We start from the raw sequence: 23,939 nt of genomic DNA on the forward strand, positions 1-23,939 counted from the left end.
TGGTTAACGTTAAAAAGATTGATATGGATTAAAAGCGTCGCTTAGGAGATGATCTTTTCGATCGGCATCACCACAATTCCCTCAGCACCAGCAGCTTTCAGACTGTTGATTTTTTCCCAGAAATCCTGCTCTGCGATAACCGAGTGAACTGCTACCCAATCTTCTTCGAAAAGAGGCACAATCGTAGGACTTTTAACTCCCGGAAGCAGGCTCACTACTTTTTCGAGATTTGATTTTGCAACATTCAGGACCACGTATTTTGTTTCCTTAGCGCGTAATACCGAACGGATTCTTTGCAGTAATTCAATGACATCTTCGTTCAGCTCCATGCCTTTACTGGCAATCAGTACCGCTTCAGATTTCATCACTTCACCGAAAGGTTTCAGGCCGTTGCTTTTAAGCGTCCCGCCTGTAGAAACAATGTCACAGATCGCATCACTTAATCCAAGACCAGGGCCAATTTCTACCGATCCTGAAATGGTACGGACAACCGCATTTACGTTGTTGTCATCCAGATATTTCTGAAGGATTACCGGGTAAGAAGTAGCGATCGCTTTGCCTTCGAGTCCACTTACATCAGTGATATCACTTTCGTTTGGAACAGCAATTTTGAGTGTACATTTTCCGAAGCCTAATTTTTGAAGATAGGTAACATCAGCATTTACTTCTGTGATTACATTTTCACCAACAATACCCAGATCGGCAATACCGTCCTGAACATATTCAGGAATGTCATCGTCTCTCAGAAATAGAATTTCTAAAGGGAAATTGGTAACAGTTGATATCAGGGAGCTTTTGTAGTTTTCGAATGATAGACCACAATTTTTAAGAATCTCTACGGATTTTTCGTTTAGCCTTCCAGATTTCTGGATAGCAATTTTAAGTGTTTTCAATTGATTGAAATTATTGAATGAAACAGGAAAATAATTCGGAAACAAGTTTTGAAGTACAAAACATTACATATCTATCGCCATAACTGGCGATGGTACAAATGTGAGTGGTGGTTCAAAATATTGTTCATAATATATGTCTCTATTCAATAATGCGTTGCACACTGAGTAGCACAAATATATAGATAGAATTGACAAATCAAAAATATATGGCATTTTATTTGATTGAGATGTCATACAGCATAACAACGAAGCTGAATTTAATTAAAGAACGCTCATTTTGAAAAAAGTACTAGTCCTTATTTTACCCCTTTGCCTCTTTTTATCGTCCTGCAACTGGTTTAAAACCACACCAGAGATCGGTGTTATCTTATCAGAACATTTTAAGAATAAACTTTATAAAGATTTTGATACCGCGGCTTATCATGTAGTTTTTAACCGTCACCTCGATTCCTTACAGTCTAAATTAAGTAATCCTAAAGTAATTAGTAATTTTTATACGAATGATGAGCATAAAAATTTGCTGGTTTCCCGTTTTTATAGCAATGGGGAATTAGATACCCTGAAAAGTTATCTGGAAAACAGTAAAGTACACGGATTTAATCCTGAAATATTCAGGTATAAAGACCTGGATCAGGCTTTAACTGCTTTAACTGCTAATAAATTTAAAAATATCAGTGAAGTGTACCCTGTACTGGCTGATCTGGAACTTTTTACAGCTTCCTCATTATTGAAGTATGATACTTTTATCGGGTATGGAAGTATCAATCCGAAAAAAGTATTAAACAGATATTATGTCACAACCAGCAGGCCAGACAGCGGGGCAATGAACAAAGTTCTGGAGACAAAAAGTCTGGCTAAACTGTTAAAAGATATTCAGCCTGCCGGTGAAAACTATAAAGTATTACAAGCAGCTCTGGCTAACCTTGAAAAAGATCCATCCCGCAATGCAGCAGCTATTAAAGCTATTGAAGTGAATATGGAAAGATCCAGATGGAAAATCCCCGGATTAAGCTCAGAGTATGTGGAAGTTAATATTCCTGATTTTTCACTGACTTGGTTTAAAGAGCAGGATACGGTGACCCATATGAAGGTTTGTGTAGGCGCAAGAAGAGAAAAGGCTTTTGAAGAAAAGCAGAAAATCTATTCAAAAACACATGCGCTGGACGATAAGCCTAAAAATCACCAGACTCCAATCTTGCTAAGTAAATTTAGTGCAATTGAGGTGAACCCTGTCTGGAATATCCCGGTAAGCATTGCCAAGAACGAAATTTATAACCAGGCCAGAAGAGATCCATATTATTTATCAAATAATAATATGAAAGTTTATTACAAAGGGAAACTGGTCAATGATACTGATACTATTCAGTGGGAAAAGTATTCCAGAGAAAACCTCCCTTTTCAGTTTAAACAAGGTTCAGGTTCAGGAAATGCACTGGGCAAGTTCAAATTTATGTTTGATAACGGTGCAAGTATCTATTTACATGATACCAATAATAAATCAGCGTTTAATTCTGCCAGCCGTGCAATCAGTCATGGTTGTGTACGTGTAGAAAGACCTTTGGAATTTGCACAGAAAATGGTGCATAACGATGCTGAATACGATCAGCTAAGGATGGAAGTCAACTTGCCACCAGTAGATACCACGAAAATGGGCATTTACAGAAAAAAACTGGCAAAAAAAGCAGATACTTTAAATGTATTTCAATTGAAACCGAAATGGTTTGGAACCAGAAAAAATATATCTGTATTTATCAATTATAAAACTGCCTGGGCCGAAAACGGAAAAATCGAATATCGCAATGATGTTTACGGGCTGGATGATGCACTGTATGCTGCAATGAAAAAATACCTGTAAAGATTTATTAATGAGTGATTAAAGGCCTGATTTTATATCGGGCCTTATTGCGTTCGTACTGGATCCATGGTGAATCAGGGATCCAGCACGAGCTCAACTTGAGCCAGACAAGAGCAGCAATTCTATTTGGGCTTGCAGCTATTCTTTTGAAATTTCTGTTTTTTACCGAATGATTGTAATTAAATTTATACCTTTGGTTTTTAATGAATTTCCTCTACCCAGGTTTTCTTTTTTCACTGCTGGCGGTAGCTATACCTATCCTTATTCATTTATTTAATTTCCGGAAATTTAAGAAGGTATATTTTAGCAATGTGTCTTTCTTAAAGGCTGTTACAGTACAGCATTCTTCCCGTGAAAAACTTCGTAACTTATTAATACTGGCCTGCCGGATACTCGCAATTACTTTCCTGGTACTGGCTTTTGCACGTCCATACTGGTCATCAGGATCAGCAGGATCTCCTGAAAATGGAAACCTCGTTAATATCTATATTGATAACTCTTATAGCATGGAGGCGGTTAATAAAGAAGGCTCTTTATTGGACGAAGCAAAGCGTAAAGCAAAAACGATTGCCAAACAATTTCAGCTGAATGATAAATTCCAATTAACAACTAATGATTTTGAAGGCAGGCATCAGCGTCTGGTCAATGCCGAGGAACTGGCGAACCTGGTTGATGAAGTCAAAGTTTCTCCCGTAGAACGCAGCTTACAACAGGTCATTAACAGGCAAAACTCAGCAGATGCAGGAAAAAGGAATCAGTATAACTATGTGATTTCTGATTTTCAGCAACAGTTTGTTGGGAAATCAACACTGCATACTGAAAAAAATAATTCGCTCAACCTGGTCAGGTTAAATGCCAATACTATTCCTAATGTTGCTGTAGATAGTATCTGGTCATTGTCTCCTGCACACAAACCCGGTGACCGGGAGAAATTTGTTGTGCAGCTGCGCAATTATTCGGCTGACGCCAGTACTGGAATTCCCTTAAAACTGACGATTAACAATCAGCAAAAAGCATTGGCTACTTTAAATATTCCGGCCGGAAAATCGGTTCGTGACACTTTAAGCTTTAGCGGTTCAGCTGCCGGGTGGCAAAAAGGAATGGTTAGCATTAAAGATTTTCCAGTCACTTTTGATGACAACCTGGCTTTTACTTTTAAAGTAACTACTGAACTGAAAGTCCTCCAGCTTAGCGGAGAGAATTCCGGAAAATATATCAACGCGCTTTTTGGAGCAGACCCTTATTTTAAATTGAGCACAATGCCTGAATCAGCTATTGTTTATGCTGGTTTCCATCAATATGACCTGATTATAATTGCTGGCTTAAAAGCACCTTCCAGCGGTTTGGCACAGGAGCTTAAAAACTATATGAAAAACGGGGGGGCAGTTGTTGTTTTTCCGGATCTGGAAGCTGGTGCAGCTGTTTACTCTTCCTTTTTACAAGATTTAGCTATCCCACAAACTGTTTCTTTAAGTAAGGATACGGTTACGGTAAATACGATTGCACTAAAGAATAAGGTATTTAATGATGTATTTGAAGAGATACCTGCAAAATTAGACTTACCGAAAGTAAACCAGCATTTTATTTACGCAGGAAATAACAGCAACGGGAGAGAAGATTTAATGGGACTGCCTTTAAATCAGCCATTTTTCAGTAAATACCGTTCGGGGGCAGGACAACTGTACCTTTGTGCAACTTCTTTAGCCATCAAAGACAGTAATTTACCTCAGCACCCGGTATTTGTACCTTTACTTTATAAAATTGCTTTAACCAGCGTACAGGAGCAGCCTTTATATTATACGATCGGAAAAAGTAATTACCTGAGCTCGGCGCCCATTACCATTAGCCCCAATCAGTCACTGCGTTTAATTTCTGGAAAACAGGAAGTTATCCCTGAAATCAGGCAGGTGCCCGGTCAGACTTTATTGTATGTTGCCGACCAGATTAAAACGCCCGGAGTTTATGAATTATATAAAGCTGACGCGCTGCTCAGTACTTATGCATTTAATCAGGGCCGCGCGGAATCAGATCTGCATTATGCTGATGATAAAGCTCTTCTGGCAATTTTTGGGGCTGAAAAAGTAAACCTGACCAAAGCTGGGGATGATTTGTCATTTAAAGCTGTGGAAAATAACCGCACAGAGTTATGGAAACTTTGCCTAGTTTTGTGTGCTGTTTTTTTAGCCGTTGAAGCCCTATTGATTCGATTTTTTAACAAATTAAAAATATAAAAAGACATGAACCTTCTCCTCACAGGCGTAACCGTTACCGATCCGAATAGCAAGCATAATCAGAAAATCTGTGATATTCGTGTGGTACAGGGAAAAATCGCTGAGATAGAGCGTACTTTAAAGCCATTGGAAAATGAGCAGGTGATCAATGGTCAGGGTGCTTTTCTGGCGCCAGGATTCTTTGACCTGAACTGTTCTATTGGAGATCCTGGTTTTGAAACCAAAGAAGATATTCAAACAGCAACCGCTGCGGCACAGGCAGGTGGATTTACTGGTCTGGCTGTTTTACCGCATACCAAACCTGTGGTACATTCAAAAGGCGAAGTAGAATATATTATCAATAAAGCTAAAAATAACCTGGTCGATGTTTATCCGCTGGGAGCGATCAGTCATGACCTGGAAGGAAAAGAACTGGCTGAGCTTTTTGATATGAAAAATGCAGGGGCAATAGCTTTTACGGACGGAAACAGACCAATCACAGATGACGGTTTTATGAGCCGCGCACTGCAATACTGCAAAGGAATTGATGGTTTATTGATCGTATACCCTGAAAATAAAGCAATCGCCGGTAAATCGCAGGTGAATGAAAGTAAAACCAGTGTATTACTTGGAATGAAAGGTATGCCTGCATTAGCAGAAGAAATGCATATTTCAAGGGATATTTTCCTGGCTACTTATCATCAGGCACCAGTGCACATCACGAGTATCTCTACTGCGGGTTCTGTAGCACTGATTAAAAAAGCGAAAAAAGATGGTTTACAGATCTCCTGTGATGTTGCTGCACATCATTTAGTTTTCACAGAAGAACTTTTAAACGATTTCGACAGCAATTATAAAATTAAACCACCATTACGTGGCAAAGCAGATATTAAAGCTTTACTGGCAGGACTAAAGGACGGGACTATTGATGCCATCTCTTCACAACACCGCCCGCATGAGCCAGAGTTTAAAGATGTGGAGTTTGAGATTGCGGCTTACGGAATCACAGCTTTACAAACAGTATTGCCTTTATTGGTGAGGGCCGGACTGGATGCAGCTCAGATCGTAGAGAAACTTGCCATTAACCCCCGTAAATTACTTAAACTGCAAGTCCCTGTAATTGCGGCTGGTGAAACTGCGAATTTCGTAGTGTTCAACCCCGCAGAAAAATGGGAATACAATAGCACCACTAACCTTTCGAAGTCAAGAAATACCCCTTTATTAAATCAAACCCTGACCGGGAAAGTTCAACTCGTTTATAACAACAATCAATTTCAAGTATATGGATAGTAAAGTACAGAGCGCTCTTGTAGCCTCATTAGATAAATTTGCAGCACTTTCAGGTAATGATTCTTTAACATTACAACAGGATTTACTGGATGTTTTCAATAAGGACCTGGGCTTTTTAGAGAAGGTAGAAGAATTTGATGGTGTATTTGATGAATACCCGGCTTTTGATGAGCTGAGAGAAGTTTATTTTGATTTATTAATGATCAACTTCTTCGCAAGCGATATTAAGAAACTGGAAGAAGATTACCTGGATACTGATGAGTGGGCAGATATCGAAGAAGATACCATTGACCGTGGAACTGAGTTATTAAACTTGTTGTTATACATCAATGAATGTCACGATGAGCAGATCAAACCTGAACTGGGAGATTTCTTAAGAGAATTCTTATTGGTAGAAGAAGATGAGTTCCAGGACGAATTCCACATCTATGAAGATCTGATCAGCAATCAGCAATTAGCAGAAAGCAGCATTGAGGATATCATCAGTCACAAAGGAATGATTGAGCTTGGCGAGGAAATGGAAGAACTATTTGTTCCTTTTATGAGCTTCTTCAATCAGCCAAAAGCGAATGAACAGGCTTTTAAAGATTTAGAACAGTTTAGTGCAAATAAAGAATTTGATACTGCTGTATATAATTTGATTGCTGTTTTTAACGAAAAAAACTAAGCTGTTTTATGGAACAACAATTAAGAGAAATAGAGATTAAACCGAATAAAATTGCTTTTCAGACGGCTATTGTTTTCTCACTTTACACATTAGCGTTAGTATTTATATTCAAATTATTGAATATTGATACACAGGATGAGCATATCAGTGTACCTACACGGATTATCAGTATGATCTGTAGCTATGTGCCTTATATACTGGCAATTTTGTATGCACAAACTAAATACAGAACTGCGCTTGGCGGTTATATGAGTTTTGGCAAAGCATTCTCTGCCGGATTCAAAGTGGCAGCTTATTCGGGTTTATTTATAGCTCTGTTGTTTGTCTTATATTATAAAGTATTGGATACTTCAGCTTTAAATCATTCTGTTGATGTCGCTCTTGAAAAAGCTGGTGACGATCCTAAAGCAATAAAGGGAGTAGAAATGATGAGACCTTATCTTGCTATATTTATAGGATTTGGTGCTGCCATTACTTATACCCTTTTTGGCTTGATATTAAGCCTTATTGGTGCTGCGGTATTGAAAAAAGATAACCCCGCTGTTTAGTAGATTGTCGCAACAATTTCCTGGCTGATCATCGCCCGAAACAGAAGATAAATAGCAAACGTGCAGGTTTTATCATTTTAATTGATAAAATTTGCACGTTATTTTTACTTGAATTTATACTGCATGGACATATCTGTTGTCATTCCCCTGTTTAACGAAGACGAATCATTGCCCGAACTGACTGCCTGGATCGCCAGGGTAATGTCTGACAATAATTTTTCTTACGAAATCCTTTTTGTTGATGATGGCAGTACGGATACCTCATGGCAAGTAATTGAGGAATTGAAAAAGACTTATCCAGCTGTCAAAGCAATTAAGTTCAGACGTAACTATGGAAAATCTGCTGCACTGAATGTAGCTTTTGAAGCTTCACAGGGCGATGTGATTATTACCATGGATGCGGATTTGCAGGATAGTCCGGATGAGATCCCAGAATTATACCGCAGATTAAGGGAAGAGAAATTTGACATCATTTCCGGATGGAAAAAGAAACGTTACGACCCCATTACCAAAACTATTCCTACGAAATTATTCAATGCTGCAACCCGTAAAATGTCCGGCATACAGTTAAACGATTTCAACTGTGGCTTAAAGGCATACCGTTCTGATGTTGTGAAAACAATAGAGGTTTATGGTGAAATGCACCGTTATATCCCTGTAATTGCTAAATGGGCGGGATTCAAGAATATAGGAGAGCAGGTTGTAGAACACCGTGCACGTAAATACGGGGTAACCAAATTTGGTTTCAGCCGTTTTATCAATGGTTTCCTGGATCTGTTATCTATCTTTTTTGTTGGAAAATTTGGTAAAAGACCGATGCACTTTTTTGGTTCGCTGGGTGTACTGAGTTTTATGGTCGGTACAATTATGGCTTTATGGATTATCGGTGAGAAATTATATCACATCTCGATGAACCTGCCAATCAAAAGAGAAGTTACCGATCAACCTGGATTTTATATTGCGTTAGTAGCTATTATTGTAGGTTCACAACTCTTCCTTACTGGATTTGTCGCTGAACTGGTTACCCGTAATGCACCAGAACGCAATGACTATCTGATAGAAAAAGAAATACTTTAAGCATGTTTTTTTCGATCATTATCCCTTTATATAACCGGCCACAGGAGATAGACGAACTGCTGGCCACACTTTGCCTGCAAACTTATATGCAATTCGAAGTGGTAGTGATTGAAGACGGATCTTCGCTCACTGCAAAGGAAATTGTAAACAGGTACGCGGATAAACTGGATATTAAATACTTCTTCAAGCCAAATGAAGGACAGGGTTTTGCCCGGAATTATGGTTTTGAAAGAGCAAAAGGCGATTATTTCATCATTTTTGATTCAGATTGCCTTATTCCGCATGACTACCTGGAGACCGTAAAAGACTATTTATATGACCATCATCTGGATGCTTATGGTGGCCCGGATGCGGCACATGATAGTTTTACCCCGGTACAAAAAGCAATCAGTTATGGAATGACTTCAGTTTTTACTACTGGCGGAATCCGGGGAAACAAAAAACATGTAGGCCAATTCCATCCAAGGAGCTTTAATATGGGGGTTTCCAGAGAAGTATGGGAGAAAGTTGGTGGATTTAAGCTGACCAGGCTCGGAGAGGATATTGAATACAGTATCCGTATCCATCAGCATGGATTTAAGATTGGTCTGATTCCCGGAGCTAAGGTTTTTCATAAAAGAAGAACAAGTATGTTCCAGTTTTATAAACAAATTCACTTTTTTGGCCGTGCAAGGATCAATATCTATAAACATTTTCCTGCTGAGCTGAAATTGGTACATTTTTTTCCGGCAGTATTCACTTTAGGCGTCATTGCTGTTTTATTACTGAACATTTTTTATCCGCCTCTGGCTTATTTGGGGAATATATTTCTTCTGGTATACTTTATGCTGATATTTTTTCATTCCCTGTTGCTAAATAAATCGTTGAAAGTTGCATTTTTGAGTATTATTTCCTCATTCATACAATTGACAGCTTATGGATTAGGATTTATACAAGATTTTTTCAAAAGAATAGTACTTAAAAAACAATGATAAATTTTTTAAAGGAGAGCACATTTATAGTGAATGTAGTGATCCGCAAAGCCTGGGAAGTAACCAAAAGGAATTATTTTTCCATTGCTACTTTATGCTTTCTGATGTTCATTACATCGAATGCATCAAGTTTAATGGCATTTTTTCTGAAAGACGTAAACAAGGGTTTAAGTATATTGATGGCTTTCTTTTTCGCCTTATTGTACTTTACCATCAATCTTTCGCTGCTGAAATACATTTTTCACCTCCTGGATAATGAGGAGATTGATGTCAGTATTGTCAGTACGCTGCCTACCCGCCAGCAAATTATCCGGTTTATTGTAGGGATGCTTTATTTTATGCTGGTTATTATCGGCGTTTATGCAGTGGTGATTTTTGTTGCGTTTCCTTTTATTTATACGGGGATAAAAATGAATGTTATTACCAATATCGCTGTATCCGTAGGTATTGTGGCCATATTTATTACCTGGGTTAGAATTTCTTTTTTCCCTTTCTTTATTATTGATAAAAACCAGCCTCCTTTTGGTTCCTTAAAATTCAGTTTGGCAATCACTAAAGGTAATTTTACAAAAATATTAATGTTATTGCTGGTACTGGGTGGATTTCATGTGCTGTATCTATTCCTGAATTACCTGCAATGGCCAGTAATTGCATTTTTTGTCAATATATTGAGTTCATTTATTATTGTTCCTTTATCAAGTGTGGCCTTAACCATCGCTTATAGAATGATGATGGGCGCTTATAAAGGAGACGAAAATGATATTATTCACAACATAGTTTAAAACCAGTTTATGGGATTAAAAGCGGCATTAAGTAAACCGTTTGCGGCCTTTATTGTAAAAGGGGTAACTCGATGGAAAAAAGATGCGGTAGCTGCACAAAAGGAAACTTTCCATCAGCTGATCGATGCTGCTAAGGATACTGCTTTTGGCAAAGACCATCAATTCTCGTCCATTAAGAACTACGAAGATTTTAAAAAGCAGGTTCCTGTCAGGGATTACGAAGAGCTGCGGCCTTATATTGACCGGGTAGTAGCCGGGGAGAAAGATGTAATGTGGAAGGGGAAACCTGCTTATTTTGCAAAAACATCTGGTACAACTTCTGGTGCAAAGTACATTCCGATTTCCAAAGAATCGATGCCTGAACATTTAAAAGCAGCACGTAATGCTTTGCTGACTTATATCCATGAAACAGGCAATGCTGATTTTGTAAACGGTAAAATGATCTTTTTACAGGGAAGTCCTGTTATGACCGAGAAGAATGGTATCAAAGTAGGCCGTTTATCAGGTATTGTTGCAAACCTTGTACCTGCTTATTTACAAAAAAACAGGCTGCCCTCTTATCAAACCAATTGTATTGAAGATTGGGAAGAGAAAGTTGATGCGATAGTCAAAGAAACTTTTCATCAGGATATGACTTTGATTTCGGGGATACCACCCTGGGTACAGATGTATTTTGACCGGTTAATCGAAAAATCGGGCGGTAAACAGATCAAGGATATCTTTAAAAACTTCCAGCTGTTTGTTTACGGAGGGGTAAATTACGAACCTTACCGGTCGAAAATTGAAACCAGTATTGGCAGAAAGATTGATTCAATAGAAACTTATCCAGCTTCAGAAGGATTTATAGCCTATCAGGATAGTCAGCAGGATAAAAGTTTATTATTGCTGGCTAAAGCAGGGATGTTTTATGAATTTATTCCTGCGGATGAATACTATAATGATAATCCTGCCCGTTTGAGTCTGGAAGAAATAGAACTGGATAAAAACTATGCTTTGATATTGAATACGAATGCGGGACTTTGGGGTTACAGCATTGGTGATACTGTCAAGTTTGTCTCTAAAAACCCCTATAAGATTTTTGTGACCGGCAGGATTAAACACTTTATCTCAGCTTTTGGAGAACATGTGATCGGTGAAGAGGTGGAACAGGCCTTATTGACTGTGGCGAATGAGCAGGGTGTTGGAATTACAGAATTTACAGTTGCCCCTCAAGTGAACCCCGGAGCTGGTGAACTACCTTACCACGAATGGTTTATTGAGTTTTCCAAAGCTCCTGAAGACCTGATTGCTTTTAGTAAAAAAGTAGATAAGGCTTTACAAGAAAAAAATATTTACTACTTTGACCTTATTGAAGGCAAAATTTTGCAGCCGCTGGTTATTCGGACCTTACAAAAAGACGCATTTGTTACCTATATGCGATCAGAAGGTAAGCTGGGGGGGCAGAATAAAGTTCCCCGTCTGTCTAATGATAGAAAGATTGCAGACAGCCTGATTAATTTGATAAATACGATTTGAAAAATATAGCTATACTGGGGTCCACTGGATCTGTAGGCACCCAAGCCCTTGACGTGATTCGTGCGAATCCTGAATTATACCGGGTTTGTGCATTGACGGCAAACGCAAATGCTGCCTTACTGATTCAGCAGGCAATGGAATTTAAGCCTCAATTGGTTGTTATTGGTGATGAAAGCCAATATGCGGAGGTGAAAAATGCACTTTCTGGTCAGGGAATGAACATTCTTTGCGGGGAAGATGCTTTATGCGAAGCGGCTTCTTTAACAGCTGCCGACTTTGTACTCACTGCAATTATGGGCTCTGTTGGTTTAAGGCCAACTATCGCAGCTATTAAAGCAAAGAAAAAGATTGGCCTGGCTAATAAGGAAACTTTAGTAGTTGCAGGAGAGTTGATTACGCAACTGGCTGCTGAAAATGGGGTAACCATTATTCCTGTAGACTCTGAACATTCTGCGATTTTCCAGTGCCTGGTAGGCGAGGAACTGAACTCGATTGAAAAAATATATATCACAGCTTCTGGCGGGCCTTTCAGAGGCAAAGACCGTGATTTTGTGGCTAAAGTCAAAAAAGAACAAGCTTTAAAACATCCAAACTGGGTGATGGGGGCGAAGATCACTATAGATTCTGCTTCCTTAATGAACAAAGGGCTTGAAGTGATTGAAGCTAAGTGGTTGTTCGATCTGGACATCAGTCAGATAGATGTTATTGTACACCCGCAATCTGTAGTACATTCTATCGTACAGTTTAACGATGGCTCAATGAAAGCACAGATGGGCGTACCAGATATGAAATTGCCTATTCATTATGCAATGGCCTATCCAAAGAGAATACAAAGCCAGTTTCCGCGTTTTAACTTCATGGATTATCCTGAGTTGACTTTTTACAAGCCTGATATGGATACTTTCCGTAACCTTCAGCTGGCTTATACTGCATTGGAAAAAGGTGGTAATATGCCATGTATCATCAATGCAGCTAATGAAATCGTGGTGGAGGCCTTTTTAAATGATCGTATCGGATTCCTCGAAATGAGCGACGTTATTGAGCAATGCATGGCTGATCTGACCTTTATTCAAGCACCCAGCCTGAATAATTATTTAGAAACTGATCAGCATACGCGTATATTTGCCCGTCAGTTAGTAACAAAAAAACATTTAGCGATCTAATATTCAAAAGTAAAAACACTATATAAAATATGAACGGATTAATTATGGTTGCCCAATTGTTATTGGGATTATCAATATTAGTAATCTTGCACGAATTGGGACATTTTCTTGCGGCACGTGCCTTCGGTATTAAAGTTGAGAAATTCTATCTGTTTTTTGACGCATGGGGTGTAAAATTATTCAGTATCAAACGTGGAGATGTAGAGTATGGTATTGGCTGGCTGCCTTTAGGTGGTTATGTTAAAATTGCCGGAATGATTGATGAGTCTATGGATAAAGAAGCAATGGCCTTGCCTCCTCAGCCCTGGGAATTCAGATCTAAACCAGCATGGCAGCGTTTAATTGTTATGCTTGCAGGTATTTTTGTGAACATCGTTGTAGGTATCTTTATTTTCTGGATGCTTACGTTTAAATTCGGTGAGACTTTTATTCCAAACAGTTCTGTTAAAAACGGGATCAATCCCGGAAGTATCGGAAGAGAAATCGGTTTGAAACAAGGTGACCATGTGATTGCTGTAAACGGTAAAAAAGTGATCCGTTTTGATGAATTGACAAGCTCAAAAGTATTATTGGATAACACCAACCTGACTATTGTGCGTGATGGCAAAACTTTAGATATCAAAGTTCCTGATAACCTTTTAAACAAGGTTGCAGATCTTGGTCTGGAAGAATTCATCAGCCGTACACCATTGTTAAGCACTGTTGTAGATACAGTGGTTGCCGGTCGTTCTGCATTTAAAGTGGGTATGAAGAAAGGTGACCGTATTGTTGCTGTTAACGGAGTACCTGTAAAGTTTGATGCTGATATCCGCAGAGAACTGAAGAAAGAGAAAAATAAAAAATTGATTGTTGAAGCTTACCGTGGAACTGAGAAACTTAATTTTGAGGTGAGTACAGATAGTGTGGGTACTATCGGAATGGGCTTCAATCCAAATGAAATCAAATTGGAAACAATTAACTATGGTTTCTTTGAGGCTTTACCTATTGGTGCAAACCAGGCCTGGATTACTTTTACTGATAATGGTAAAGGGATCTGGAAAGTATTAACTGGTAAGATTAAAGCAAATAAAGCCTTTGCCGGCCCTGTTGCGTTAGCACAGAAGGTTTATGGCGGGGTTTGGATCTGGTCACATTTCTGGGCTTCTACAGCTTTAATTTCGATCGCTCTGGCATTTATGAACCTATTGCCAATACCAGCACTTGATGGCGGGCATGTCGTGTTCCTGATTGTGGAAATGATTAAAGGCAAGCCTGTAAGTGATAAGTTTTTAGAGGGTGCCCAGATGGTAGGTTTCGTAATCTTATTAAGTTTGATGGTCTTTGTGCTCGGTAACGATATTTTCAAAGCCTTTATTCAATAGTTATATGGACTATTTTGAGTTTTATAAGCTGCCTGTATCTTTTAATCCGGATGCACAGCTGGTGAAACAGCAGTTTTATGCGCTGAGTAAAAAGTATCATCCTGATTTTTATATCAATGAGTCTGCTGAAAAGCAAGAGGAGGTTTTAGAATTATCAACGCTGAACAACAAGGCTTACCAGGTATTAAGTGATCCGCAGAAGCGTCTTCATTATATCCTTGAATTAAAGGGGATACTGGCAGAAGGAGAGAATTATTCTCTTCCTCAGGGTTTCCTGATGGAAATGATGGATGTGAATGAAGCTTTGATGGAATTACAATTTGAACCGGATACGGTGAAGCTGGAAGAGATCAAAAAAGAGATTGATAGTATTGCTGATAGCATGCAACAGGAACTGGACAGACTGATCGTTGTATTTGATACGCAGAATAAGGACACTGAAGCGATTACTTTAGCAGCGATTAAGGATTTGTACTATAGAAAGAAATACTTGAACAGGATCAACGATAGCTTGCTTAAGCTGGGATAGGTGTCCCGCCAATGTAAAAAATAAAGATAACCGGGCATTGCTGTCCCGGTTTTTCTATTTTTGGACAAATCTGAATTTATGAGCACTTTATCCCTTTTTAGAAAAGTAGCAGTTGCTGAAGGTATTTCTTACATCGCACTGATTTTTATCGCTATGCCATTGAAGTACTTTGCGAACATGCCCTTGGCTGTAAAATATACTGGATGGGCGCACGGTGTATTGTTTATGTTTTATTTAGTAATGGTCATCATGTGCTGGATGGAGTATAAATGGAAAATTGGAAAGACGATTTTAGTGTTTTTAGCTTCATTATTGCCTTTTGCACCGTTTTATGTAGATAAAAAGTTAAAGGAAGAGCCTGTAGGTCAGGTTAAAGCATAATATAAGGGATTATTTTGAAAATAAGTCTTGGATATATTGACTTGAATATATAGATTTGCATCCCGCTTAATAGCAATGCCCAGTTGGCGGAATTGGTAGACGCGCTGGTCTCAAACACCTGTGGGAAACCGTGCCGGTTCGACTCCGGCACTGGGTACTTAAGGAAACAACCCTAATAGGTTGTTTCCTTTTGTTATGGCAATAAATATCTGATAGACAGATTATTATATTCTAGTTATTCTTAGTTCGATCTTTACTAAAAAGCCTCTCAGACCTTTTTGAATTATGGTCTAAAATATCGCTTTGGGGTAGTCTTTACGACGTTTTTTTTGGTTCGACCTTTACTTAAGGTCGCGCTCTTGTTAATCTTATAAAGATTATAGGTTTTTGCGATACGATATAGAAGGTCTAAAATTACTGCTGCTTCATCTTCGTTTATCTGGATATTGTTTTTTGCCATTATTGCAATCGCTCTTCTAACTGGAACTTTTCTGTCTGTAAAATTCTTCATTCCATTATTTGAACTTAACTCTTCAAATGTTTCCGGAGATCTTTTGAAAGAAAAAATGCTTGACAAAACTTTGTTGAATTTTATCGATATAGTGCCTTTCGTGGCATCTTTAATAACTGGTGTAATTAGGCTGACAATGTGTTTTTTGTCGATTATGTCTAGTTCCGAATAACTGTAAAAGATATTAGTGAGGGATCTATCTGCTTCTTTGAATTGTTTCTCAAGTAATTTTAGTTTCGCAGTATTATTGTTTAATTCCATTCCGACATTATTGCAAATTGTCTGACATTCTGTTTTAAGTTCCTTGAAGTCATCAAATTTCAACTTCTCTTGCACAAATAATTTCCTGGCCTTTGAAAGCATCAACTGTTGTTCTTCGATCTGCTTTATCAATAGTCTCCTATCCTGTAAGTATTCGGTCTTCTGTATCCTAATGTTTAGATCTTCTAAAACAAGCCTAAGTAATTCTGTTGCTCCATTTGAAAGGGATAATTCTTGCAATTTCTCACTATAGTCATTATTTATTATGTCTGCTTTTATTCTTGTTTTACAGCCCCTTGAACAATGATAATAAGGATATGTTTTTGTTGAACCTCGGGAAAAACTGCCACGGAGTTTTCTTTCACAAACGGGACAGATTAAAAAACCTTTAAGGAAGAAAAAATTGTTTAGTCCATCTGATTTGCTTGTGGTTCTTCTCTTAGTATTAATGATAGCTTGGACTTCATTAAATAGTGATTCCGAAATTAGAGGTTGATGAACCGCTTTTATCAACTCGGATGCCTGCCCTTTTAAGGTTAAAGGAATTAGTCCACAGTACATCGGATTTCGTATAAGCTTCCAGAATGCTGATCTTGAAGATTTTAGTCCTTTGGTGCAAGCCATTTTTCTCACAGTTTCTATCTTAAACGAATTTTTTGCAAGTTGTTTAAATGCCCATTTAATGATATCTGCTGTAGGTTGAACAGGTACAATCTGTTTCCTGCCATCTAACCCCGTACAATTGAGAAAACCCAATGGCGCCTTATTTGGACATCTTCCAAGCATTTTCGCCCTTCGGATGCCATTTGATACGTTTAACGCTCTCCTGGTATTTTCAGCTTCAGGAATAGATAAATATACGGCTAGCATTACAGTACTTTCAGGAACAGTGAAATCTATGGGTTGATCAATTGCCATTGCAGTGGCATTAAGATTTCGAAGTATGCCAATCATTTCATAGGCATATTCAATATTGCGGCTAAACCGATCCCATTTTATGAAAAGAATATTATTTTTTGTTTTTCCTGAGTTCTTTTTGATTGTTGTTATTAATTTCTTCCATTCTGGGCGGTTGAAGTTCTTCGCTGAAAAGTCTTCTCGATAAATATCCACAACCTCTATGTTATTGAACTCGCAATATTTTAACAAATGATCCTCCTGTTCAGGGAGAGAATAGCCTTTTCTTTTTTGTTCGTCTGTGCTTACACGGACATATAAATAAGCTGTTGTCATTGGGTTGATTCACTTACTTCTTTAACCATTAAGAGTTTAATCATATATTCAACGTTCTTTTGGTCAAAAAAATATCCTTAAATTGATTCAATCGAGGTTGATGCTGTTAAGTTGTACAAAAAGAATAATACCGCTACTGATACCTATTTTCGAAAGGGCCTACAGGACTTAAAAGTTCTCGCTACAAATGTCCACAAAGAATTAACAGAGCACAAGAATGCAAAATATTACCTATAGTATGTTGTGAGTAAAATGCCCACTAGAAGCAGTCAGGTGTTTTTTTAGCCTTACGGTTTTCCGTATTAAGTGTAGTGTAAAAGTTAGGTATATTAGAAAAATAGTTTATTAATAAATCTACTAGTTTAAATTACTTTCAATATGACCATTACCATACCTACTACCAAGGGCGAGGCTCTGAAGAAGAAAATATTTGATGCTGTCGAGGATGGAATACTGGAAACCTGGGCGACCCGCACTGGCGAAAAAGCGGTGTACCTCACCCATAAACCTGCTCAATGGTATGACCTCGTAATCCTTAAATTTACCCCGAATGATAAAGCGCTTGTTATTGAAACAGATTGGTGGACAGGTAATGTGCCTGATGAGGATACAAAGGGTTATTATATAGGTCGCTTTTGTGAAGTGCTTCTGGTGCACTTCCGTATCGATTTTTCAACCTTTACTGTAAGTAAATAGGTAAATGAACATTTCCGTAGAATATAAAGACACACCAGGTGTAATGCACAACCAGACCCACCATATTACGCAAGTGGCGTTTGCAAAACATTTAGCCCTTTCTGGACAGGGCTACGCACCACGCATCAGAAAACTGATCCGATCAATGTCCAATCAAAATAGTGGAATAATGCAGACACCTAAAAGGGATTTTAATCAAAACCAAAAATGATATGACAGGTGTTTCAAATGAAATCATCAATAAATACTTCACGGCAGGAGACCGTCTAGGGCATATCTTGGCAAAAACTGAGTCGTTATTGGCGGATCTGGAATTGCCGGAACTCGAAAGGGTGGTATTTACCTATCTGGAGGTTGTTTTAAAACTGGCATTACTCAACCCTAACTCTAAAGCCAAAGATATTAACGACTACAAACCGGGTCGGGAAACACTCGCGGTTTTAGAGGCGATTGCTCCGCGTATAAACAACCATTACATCAAGGCGTTCTTCCTGGATGTTCTCCAAGTGAACAAATGCAACAAGTTTGTTCATGTGAAACTTGCGATCCAGAGTTACTGGCTAATTTGCGAGCATCGCGAGACCCTAAACGACAAACGTGATTATTATATCAGGGTACTTAGGATCTTAGTAGGATTAGGGAAAGGCAGGAAACAAACTGCTGAGTTCTACTTTGAGACTATCAAAAATGCCGTACTGGCAGCAGATATGAGCAAGGATTGCTATTCGGTCACCAAACTGACTGAGGAAATGATTCCTATACAGGAAGAACCAAATCAATATCTTCCGCTAATCGATAAAATTAAAGCTGCGGTCCAGCCTTTTCTGGATAGTGGGGAATTTAAACATTATCGGGAATGCAACCACGTTTTGGCTTTATTGTTGCCCGATGATTCAGTTCTCTACGGAATAGAAGTGGCCCGGTCTTACATTATGGATGTGAACGATTGGGACAGCCGCACCAACGCGTTGCAATACATGGTCGCCGAAGGGTATAAAAAGGGACTTCGAGTATTTCAAAATCTAGGAATCAAAAATCAGGAGACCGAGGGCTACCGGCAAAAGTTGGTTGTGATCCTTAAAAAAGCTGCTGCGCAACAGCAGCTCATAGGAGCTCTGCCACCGGTTCCATTAGAGCAACTGGAATTTGACATGCCTGAATTTGAAAATTTTATCCAGGGCGTTTACTGGTTGATCAGCTGGGAGCTTCCACCCAAATCAGCCTTCTTGTCCGATCTGGAGAGTAAAAAGATGGAGTACTTTCATTTGAAGCATATGGGGTCAACCATAACGGATACCTACGGGAACACCGTGGATGTCAGTCCGGATAATGCCAAGTTGATTTATAAGGATGCTGCTTTGACTCGGGAAGTGATTTGTAAGAAAATCTTGAAGCCTTCGTTTGATAAGTTCTCGGAAAAGTTCTCCATTTCTGAGATAGAAGTGTATTGGCTGATCTCAGATAGCGCGTTTGTTCCCCAAGAACGAAAGGACCTGTACGCCCATGGACTATACCATGGCTTTTGCGGAAATTTTGCCGTTGCAGTGCACCTGCTATTGCCACAGATTGAAAACGGGTTAAAGGTACTGCTTGAAAGCCATGATAAAATTACCCACAAGATTGTCGAAGAAATTCAAACCGCCAATGGCCTCACCACTTACTTTAACCATTTGCAGGGCGTTTTGGATGATGATCTCATTTTTGATCTGGAAGGCTTGTTAAATGAATCTTTTGGTGAAAACATCCGTAACCTGGTTGCCCATGGCCTGTACTCAACAGGTAGGTTTTTTATGTATCCGGGATTTTATACCTGGTGGATCGCCCTCAAATTAGCGCTCCATCTGGAACGCTATTTGTTGTCGATCCAGCAGGGAGGCGTTGATCAAACTACTGCGCTTTAGGTTGTTTTTTTTCCGACTTCGCATGGTGGCAGGCTGTTAAATTTCATTTAAAAATAGCAAACCATTTTAAAGTTTCACGGTGGCTCTCGCTGTAGACTTTAACAAATTGGGCACACACCAAATAATTTTGCATACTTATTGTCCTGAAATATTTGTAAATTTGAATATGGAAAGGTTGACCATCAATATCCCCGAAACAAAAAGCTCACTGGTAAAACAGATTCTCAAAGAGCTTGGCGTTGTTATACAGCCAGAAAAACAAGCTAATATATCAGACTTTAGAAAAAAGTTAGCGAATGTCTCTGTTTGGTCTGATGCTGATCTTAAGGTTTTTGAAGAAAGTAAAACAGCTTTTGAAAACTTAAAGCCCCAACGATGGTAGCGGATACTGGAATTTTTATTGAACACCTTCGTGCCAAAGACAAACTTTCAACTACCCTTTACAAGATTTCAGAAAGCACCGACATTTATGTTTCTGCTGTAACCGTGTATGAGCTTTATATGGGAGCTACTAATAAAGACAAAGAAAAGGATGTCATGGTTATAACTGAAAATTTTACTGTACTTCCTTTCACGGATAGTGTGGCACAAAAAGCCGCAGAGCTGTACCATAAACTTAGATTAAGCAATCAAATGATCGAATTTAGAGATATTTTTATCGCAGCAACCTGCATAGTTCACGAACTTCCCATTGTTACCCTCAACAAAAAGCATTTTAAACGTATTGATGGATTAAAAATCCTACGCTAAGATATTTAGCAACTGCCTGGATTTTGTCGGGATTAATCGTATTTTTTGGATACCAAATCTCGTTAAATTATGGCTTTTAATTCTTTCAATCGGCCCGGCACAAATTCAACTTCACTCGCCGTCTTTCTTTCAAGCACTTTTTCCAATGATTGGAACTATTTTGAGGCGCTCAATCTCAGATCTAACGATGTATTGGAAGCAACACATGAGCAGATTTTAAGCAACCCAAGTGATGTAGCTGATGGGGTAATCAAAGTGGAGATGAAATTTGGTATGTTGTTTTTTAATCTGTTCGATTCTTTGATAGTAAAGTACCGGGATGATAATTCTATTCAGCTAATGTTTTATACTGAAATACATAAGGTGGGGCCCATCCAATCATTATATAATCAACTCAAAACCAATTTAGGTGGAGGTTTTGTGATGGACCATAAATTTTCCTCTTTCAATGACGAGGAAAAGATCAAAAGTCTAGCTACAGGAATATACAAATCAGAAAACGATGAGCTTATTCACGTATGGAATACAGGTAGATTTGGTTTTACCCTGAACTATAGGATCGAACCGTTAAGACAGCTTTTGTTTATTGTAAAGATGTCTCCTGAAAAAGCAATAGACTTGACACCACGAAACAACGGCACAATCTTAAATATATTAACGCACGAGATCGATAACATATTAGATCAGCAGGAAATAAAGGCAGAACCCCGCCTTGAAAATAAAGAGGTTAAATTTATTGACTATACCTTTCAACTTGACCCGCCTGAACTGGACATTTTTGAAGAAGTACGAATAAGAATATTTGACAAATCTAGAACTATTGATGAAAACATCCAGACACATATTACATATTACAGTAAGTTTGAAGTTGATACATCGAGGACTATAATATTATGCGACAAGATTGCATCCATATATGGAAAGGATAATTATGGTGACAGCGAGCTACAGCCCCATGAACTTGACTTTTTAGATGACAGTGATTTTTGGACGGGAAGAAGTTGGCTGTTCAATTATGTGCATGGAATACAAGATTTAAAAGATAATACACAATCAACTTTATATGGAGTTACCTTAACGGCAGACCCAAAAGCAGATGGATTGTCACTGCATATACTTGCCTATAATAAAATGAAGGATTATCAAACCTTAATGGCCCCTAAAAATTAATGAGAAAAACCGTAACAAATACGTAACGGAGCAAAATTTTTCGGTTTCAAAAATAGTTCTTAAATAGCTTCTGTAATTCAGAAAAGCACATTTTGCCTAATATAAGGGCGGTTAGCTAGAAGACTCATAATCTTTTACCCTAGTGTATAGTTTAAGATACCTAAGCTTTTCCATAATTATCTTATCACTTCCGATGTCATATTTCTACGTCATATAGTGGTATATGGGCGATTTTCATCAGATCTTCTATAAACTGGTTCGACCTTAGTACGTCCGGGGGGTGCATAACACCTTGATAGGAAGGTATTATGCAATGCAATTAATTTTGTCAGGACATTTGGCTTTATCAAATCCCATTAGCTATTATCAAAATAAGATCACTGGACGACCACGTAATCCTCCGGCTGCAAGTGACTCTTGTGCTTCGAAAACCCGCTCTGGCGGATATTCACCGCCAACCTTAAGTTTAATTTCTCCGCTTTCAACCATTTCGCTCAGTAATTCGAGTCCCCTGGTGTTTTCCAATACATCCGGTACCCAAACCATATTTATTTGGATATTCCGTTCAGTGGGAACATCACCCAATCGGCGTACAGCAATATATGTACCTCCATCACGAATAGCCGGAAAACTCTTCTGCACCAATACTGCCGTATCAACAAGCGCATCAACGCCATGCGGAAATTGTTGCCGGATTAGATCTGTGAAATTATCTCCGCGTTTAATAACAAAGTCCGCCCCGTAGTTGCGTACCAGGTCGTGTTCTTCAGGTTTTGCATCAGCGATCACAATAAGGCCGAGTCTTTTAGCAGCGGCGATTGTATAGTGCGCCAGGACACCTGCGCCACCAGTAATAGCCAGTGTTTGTCCTGCCCTGAGTTGAGTTAGCTCAAGCGCTCGCAGGGCAGTTAGCCCGTTCATAGGCAATCCCGCCGCCTGACCAAAAGTGGCATTCTTTGGTTTAAGGACTACTGATGCCGCTGGTACAACTAAGTACCCAATTTGTGCACCGCCATCCGGTCGGAACGCTGTGAGCACAGCCATTACTTCATCACCAATCTTAAGCCTTGACACCCCTGATCCGACTGATTCAATAACACCTGCTGCATCTGCACCAGGAATAACGGGAAAACGCACCATAGGATTATCCATTTTGCGTAGGAGTGCGTCAGTTGGATTGACACCCGCGGCTTTTACACGAATGCGCACTTCTCCCGCTTCCGGTATCCGAACAGTCCGATCAACTATTTTTATGATTTCTGCTCCGCCTAAACTTTCATAGGTAACTGCCTTTGCAGATAATGTGCCCGGATTTACTTCAATGATTTCTATCATCATATCTAATTCTAAATGGATTATAATTTTACAAATTGATTTTTACCATGGATTATTAACTACATGGTTGTCTACGTGGGTGAAAAAGCAGCCGGTAGGACCATCGTCACCCACACAGGCTAACCATACTGCTGGTCGTGCACCTTGCTCCACGGTGTATGGTGCATTCGGTCCGCCTGCGTCTGTTTGGGTTAATCCTGGATCTGCACTGTTTACCTTTATTCCCTCCTGTCTCAATTCTTTGGCCAGTAGTACGGTGAACATATTGAATGCAGCTTTTGAAACTGCATAGGGAATGCGTGGCGGTTTAGGTCCGTTTTGATGTAAATGTTCACTAGAGATAGTTACTGAGCCAATTGTGGACGACATATTTACAATTCTCCCGGCGGTGCTTTGCCTGATCAACGGCAGAAAAGATTGGGTTAAGTTTACCTGTGCCAGAAAGTTGGTCTCCAGAAAATCGAGTAATAATTGTTTCCCTACCTGGCTCGGCGAGCCTACATCTGTCGCTTTGGGTAAGCAGGCTGCATTGTTAACTAAAATATCCAGGTATCCGAATTTTTCAGTAACAAGTGTTACAGCATTAGATATACCAGCGGGCTGGGTAATATCTAACAAAATGAATATAGCATCAATTCCTTCGGCAATCAGCCTATTGGTGGCGGCCTCTCCGGCGGCAGCATTCCTGGCACCTATCAAAACTTTGATTTGCCTTTTCCCTAACTGACGCGCGATCTCAAAGCCTAATCCCCTGTTAGCACCTGTAATTAGAGCTATTTTTTTCCGTGTTTCCATCTTGTGTTTTTTTGCAAGATAGAACGCTTCGAAGAGCTTTGCGCT

Annotated in this window: 23 protein-coding genes and 1 tRNA gene; 20 read left to right on the forward strand and 4 right to left on the reverse strand. The window is 39.0% G+C overall.

The features are described from left to right. Positions 1-41: 41 nt before the first annotated feature. Positions 42-893, reverse strand: coding sequence for an ATP phosphoribosyltransferase (hisG, locus tag HDE70_RS14430; protein WP_183891054.1), 852 nt, complete (start codon positions 891-893; stop codon positions 42-44). Between the two features lie 277 nt (positions 894-1,170). Between hisG and HDE70_RS14435 the strand changes: the two genes are divergently transcribed. From HDE70_RS14435 to HDE70_RS14500, 14 genes are all read left to right on the forward strand, one after another. Then, positions 1,171-2,748, forward strand: a complete 1,578-nt coding sequence (locus HDE70_RS14435; RefSeq protein WP_183891055.1) for a L,D-transpeptidase family protein — start codon at positions 1,171-1,173, stop codon at positions 2,746-2,748. 203 nt (positions 2,749-2,951) lie between these two features. Further along, a complete protein-coding gene (locus HDE70_RS14440; protein WP_183891056.1) occupies positions 2,952-4,979 on the forward strand; it encodes a BatA domain-containing protein in 2,028 nt (675 codons plus the stop codon). Positions 4,980-4,985: 6 nt separating this feature from the next. Then, positions 4,986-6,248: a dihydroorotase gene (locus tag HDE70_RS14445; protein ID WP_183869458.1), complete on the forward strand. Its 1,263-nt coding sequence runs from the start codon at positions 4,986-4,988 to the stop codon at positions 6,246-6,248. Next, positions 6,241-6,915, forward strand: a complete 675-nt coding sequence (locus HDE70_RS14450; protein WP_183869457.1) for a hypothetical protein — start codon at positions 6,241-6,243, stop codon at positions 6,913-6,915. Before HDE70_RS14445 ends, HDE70_RS14450 begins: the two co-directional genes overlap by 8 nt. Before the next feature lie 8 nt (positions 6,916-6,923). Then, the gene (locus HDE70_RS14455; RefSeq protein WP_183869456.1) at positions 6,924-7,463 is read left to right on the forward strand and encodes a DUF4199 domain-containing protein; all 540 of its coding nucleotides are present in this window, start codon (positions 6,924-6,926) and stop codon (positions 7,461-7,463) included. Positions 7,464-7,586: 123 nt separating this feature from the next. Next, positions 7,587-8,540, forward strand: a complete 954-nt coding sequence (locus HDE70_RS14460; RefSeq protein ID WP_183869455.1) for a glycosyltransferase family 2 protein — start codon at positions 7,587-7,589, stop codon at positions 8,538-8,540. Positions 8,541-8,542: 2 nt separating this feature from the next. After that, a complete protein-coding gene (locus HDE70_RS14465) occupies positions 8,543-9,511 on the forward strand; it encodes a glycosyltransferase (RefSeq protein WP_183891057.1) in 969 nt (322 codons plus the stop codon). Next, entirely contained in the window at positions 9,508-10,293 is a 786-nt protein-coding gene (locus HDE70_RS14470) for a hypothetical protein (protein ID WP_111633735.1), read from the forward strand. Before HDE70_RS14465 ends, HDE70_RS14470 begins: the two co-directional genes overlap by 4 nt. A 9-nt stretch (positions 10,294-10,302) precedes the next feature. After that, a complete protein-coding gene (locus tag HDE70_RS14475; protein ID WP_183891058.1) occupies positions 10,303-11,808 on the forward strand; it encodes a GH3 auxin-responsive promoter family protein in 1,506 nt (501 codons plus the stop codon). Beyond that, complete coding sequence (locus HDE70_RS14480; RefSeq protein WP_183891059.1) at positions 11,805-12,971, forward strand: 1-deoxy-D-xylulose-5-phosphate reductoisomerase; 1,167 nt, start codon at positions 11,805-11,807, stop codon at positions 12,969-12,971. Before HDE70_RS14475 ends, HDE70_RS14480 begins: the two co-directional genes overlap by 4 nt. A 29-nt stretch (positions 12,972-13,000) precedes the next feature. Next, on the forward strand, positions 13,001-14,332 hold the full coding sequence (rseP, locus tag HDE70_RS14485; protein WP_183869451.1) for an RIP metalloprotease RseP: 1,332 nt from the start codon (positions 13,001-13,003) through the stop codon (positions 14,330-14,332). A gap of 4 nt (positions 14,333-14,336) precedes the next feature. Beyond that, positions 14,337-14,861 (forward strand): Fe-S protein assembly co-chaperone HscB, encoded by a 525-nt coding sequence (hscB, locus tag HDE70_RS14490; RefSeq protein WP_183891060.1) that lies wholly within the window; start codon positions 14,337-14,339, stop codon positions 14,859-14,861. A gap of 78 nt (positions 14,862-14,939) precedes the next feature. Further along, entirely contained in the window at positions 14,940-15,242 is a 303-nt protein-coding gene (locus HDE70_RS14495) for a DUF3817 domain-containing protein (RefSeq protein ID WP_183869449.1), read from the forward strand. Between the two features lie 77 nt (positions 15,243-15,319). Continuing rightward, positions 15,320-15,399, forward strand: a tRNA-Leu gene (locus HDE70_RS14500). A 126-nt stretch (positions 15,400-15,525) separates the two neighbouring features. On the opposite strand, the gene HDE70_RS14505 is transcribed toward HDE70_RS14500, so the two are convergent. Next, positions 15,526-17,247: a recombinase family protein gene (locus HDE70_RS14505; RefSeq protein ID WP_183891061.1), complete on the reverse strand. Its 1,722-nt coding sequence runs from the start codon at positions 17,245-17,247 to the stop codon at positions 15,526-15,528. Positions 17,248-17,337: 90 nt separating this feature from the next. Here HDE70_RS14505 and HDE70_RS27435 point away from each other — a divergent pair, with 90 nt between their 5' ends. The 6 genes from HDE70_RS27435 (at position 17,338) to HDE70_RS14530 (ending at position 21,764) form a co-directional block, all read left to right on the forward strand. Further along, positions 17,338-17,484, forward strand: coding sequence for a histone H1 (locus HDE70_RS27435; protein WP_317617420.1), 147 nt, complete (start codon positions 17,338-17,340; stop codon positions 17,482-17,484). A gap of 141 nt (positions 17,485-17,625) precedes the next feature. Continuing rightward, entirely contained in the window at positions 17,626-17,943 is a 318-nt protein-coding gene (locus tag HDE70_RS14510; protein ID WP_183891062.1) for a hypothetical protein, read from the forward strand. 212 nt (positions 17,944-18,155) lie between these two features. Next, positions 18,156-19,844 carry a DUF4209 domain-containing protein gene (locus HDE70_RS14515; protein WP_183891063.1) on the forward strand — a complete coding sequence of 563 codons (1,689 nt, stop codon included), beginning with the start codon at positions 18,156-18,158 and terminating at the stop codon, positions 19,842-19,844. Positions 19,845-19,950: 106 nt separating this feature from the next. Continuing rightward, positions 19,951-20,226, forward strand: a complete 276-nt coding sequence (locus tag HDE70_RS14520) for a hypothetical protein (protein ID WP_183891064.1) — start codon at positions 19,951-19,953, stop codon at positions 20,224-20,226. Further along, entirely contained in the window at positions 20,220-20,594 is a 375-nt protein-coding gene (locus tag HDE70_RS14525) for a type II toxin-antitoxin system VapC family toxin (RefSeq protein WP_183891065.1), read from the forward strand. Before HDE70_RS14520 ends, HDE70_RS14525 begins: the two co-directional genes overlap by 7 nt. Positions 20,595-20,663: 69 nt before the next feature. Continuing rightward, a complete protein-coding gene (locus HDE70_RS14530) occupies positions 20,664-21,764 on the forward strand; it encodes a hypothetical protein (RefSeq protein WP_183891066.1) in 1,101 nt (366 codons plus the stop codon). Positions 21,765-22,130: 366 nt separating this feature from the next. Here HDE70_RS14530 and HDE70_RS14535 read toward each other — a convergent pair whose 3' ends face one another. Then, positions 22,131-23,102, reverse strand: coding sequence for an NADP-dependent oxidoreductase (locus tag HDE70_RS14535; protein ID WP_183891067.1), 972 nt, complete (start codon positions 23,100-23,102; stop codon positions 22,131-22,133). A gap of 39 nt (positions 23,103-23,141) precedes the next feature. Beyond that, positions 23,142-23,894 carry an SDR family NAD(P)-dependent oxidoreductase gene (locus HDE70_RS14540; RefSeq protein ID WP_183891068.1) on the reverse strand — a complete coding sequence of 251 codons (753 nt, stop codon included), beginning with the start codon at positions 23,892-23,894 and terminating at the stop codon, positions 23,142-23,144. Positions 23,895-23,939 lie beyond the last annotated feature (45 nt).

Source organism: Pedobacter cryoconitis (genome assembly GCF_014200595.1).
In the GTDB taxonomy this organism is placed as follows: Bacteria; Bacteroidota; Bacteroidia; order Sphingobacteriales; family Sphingobacteriaceae; genus Pedobacter; species Pedobacter cryoconitis_C.

Coding starts and splice junctions, on each gene's coding strand:
- HDE70_RS14440 (WP_183891056.1), top strand. CDS start 2,952: ATGAATTTCCTCTACCCAGGTTTTCTTTTTTCACTGCTGGCGGTAGCT.
- HDE70_RS14445 (WP_183869458.1), top strand. CDS start 4,986: ATGAACCTTCTCCTCACAGGCGTAACCGTTACCGATCCGAATAGCAAG.
- HDE70_RS14450 (WP_183869457.1), top strand. CDS start 6,241: ATGGATAGTAAAGTACAGAGCGCTCTTGTAGCCTCATTAGATAAATTT.
- HDE70_RS14455 (WP_183869456.1), top strand. CDS start 6,924: ATGGAACAACAATTAAGAGAAATAGAGATTAAACCGAATAAAATTGCT.
- HDE70_RS14460 (WP_183869455.1), top strand. CDS start 7,587: ATGGACATATCTGTTGTCATTCCCCTGTTTAACGAAGACGAATCATTG.
- HDE70_RS14465 (WP_183891057.1), top strand. CDS start 8,543: ATGTTTTTTTCGATCATTATCCCTTTATATAACCGGCCACAGGAGATA.
- HDE70_RS14470 (WP_111633735.1), top strand. CDS start 9,508: ATGATAAATTTTTTAAAGGAGAGCACATTTATAGTGAATGTAGTGATC.
- HDE70_RS14475 (WP_183891058.1), top strand. CDS start 10,303: ATGGGATTAAAAGCGGCATTAAGTAAACCGTTTGCGGCCTTTATTGTA.
- rseP (WP_183869451.1), top strand. CDS start 13,001: ATGAACGGATTAATTATGGTTGCCCAATTGTTATTGGGATTATCAATA.
- hscB (WP_183891060.1), top strand. CDS start 14,337: ATGGACTATTTTGAGTTTTATAAGCTGCCTGTATCTTTTAATCCGGAT.
- HDE70_RS14495 (WP_183869449.1), top strand. CDS start 14,940: ATGAGCACTTTATCCCTTTTTAGAAAAGTAGCAGTTGCTGAAGGTATT.
- HDE70_RS14505 (WP_183891061.1), bottom strand. CDS start 17,247: ATGACAACAGCTTATTTATATGTCCGTGTAAGCACAGACGAACAAAAA.
- HDE70_RS14510 (WP_183891062.1), top strand. CDS start 17,626: ATGACCATTACCATACCTACTACCAAGGGCGAGGCTCTGAAGAAGAAA.
- HDE70_RS14515 (WP_183891063.1), top strand. CDS start 18,156: ATGACAGGTGTTTCAAATGAAATCATCAATAAATACTTCACGGCAGGA.
- HDE70_RS14525 (WP_183891065.1), top strand. CDS start 20,220: ATGGTAGCGGATACTGGAATTTTTATTGAACACCTTCGTGCCAAAGAC.
- HDE70_RS14530 (WP_183891066.1), top strand. CDS start 20,664: ATGGCTTTTAATTCTTTCAATCGGCCCGGCACAAATTCAACTTCACTC.
- HDE70_RS14535 (WP_183891067.1), bottom strand. CDS start 23,102: ATGATGATAGAAATCATTGAAGTAAATCCGGGCACATTATCTGCAAAG.
- HDE70_RS14540 (WP_183891068.1), bottom strand. CDS start 23,894: ATGGAAACACGGAAAAAAATAGCTCTAATTACAGGTGCTAACAGGGGA.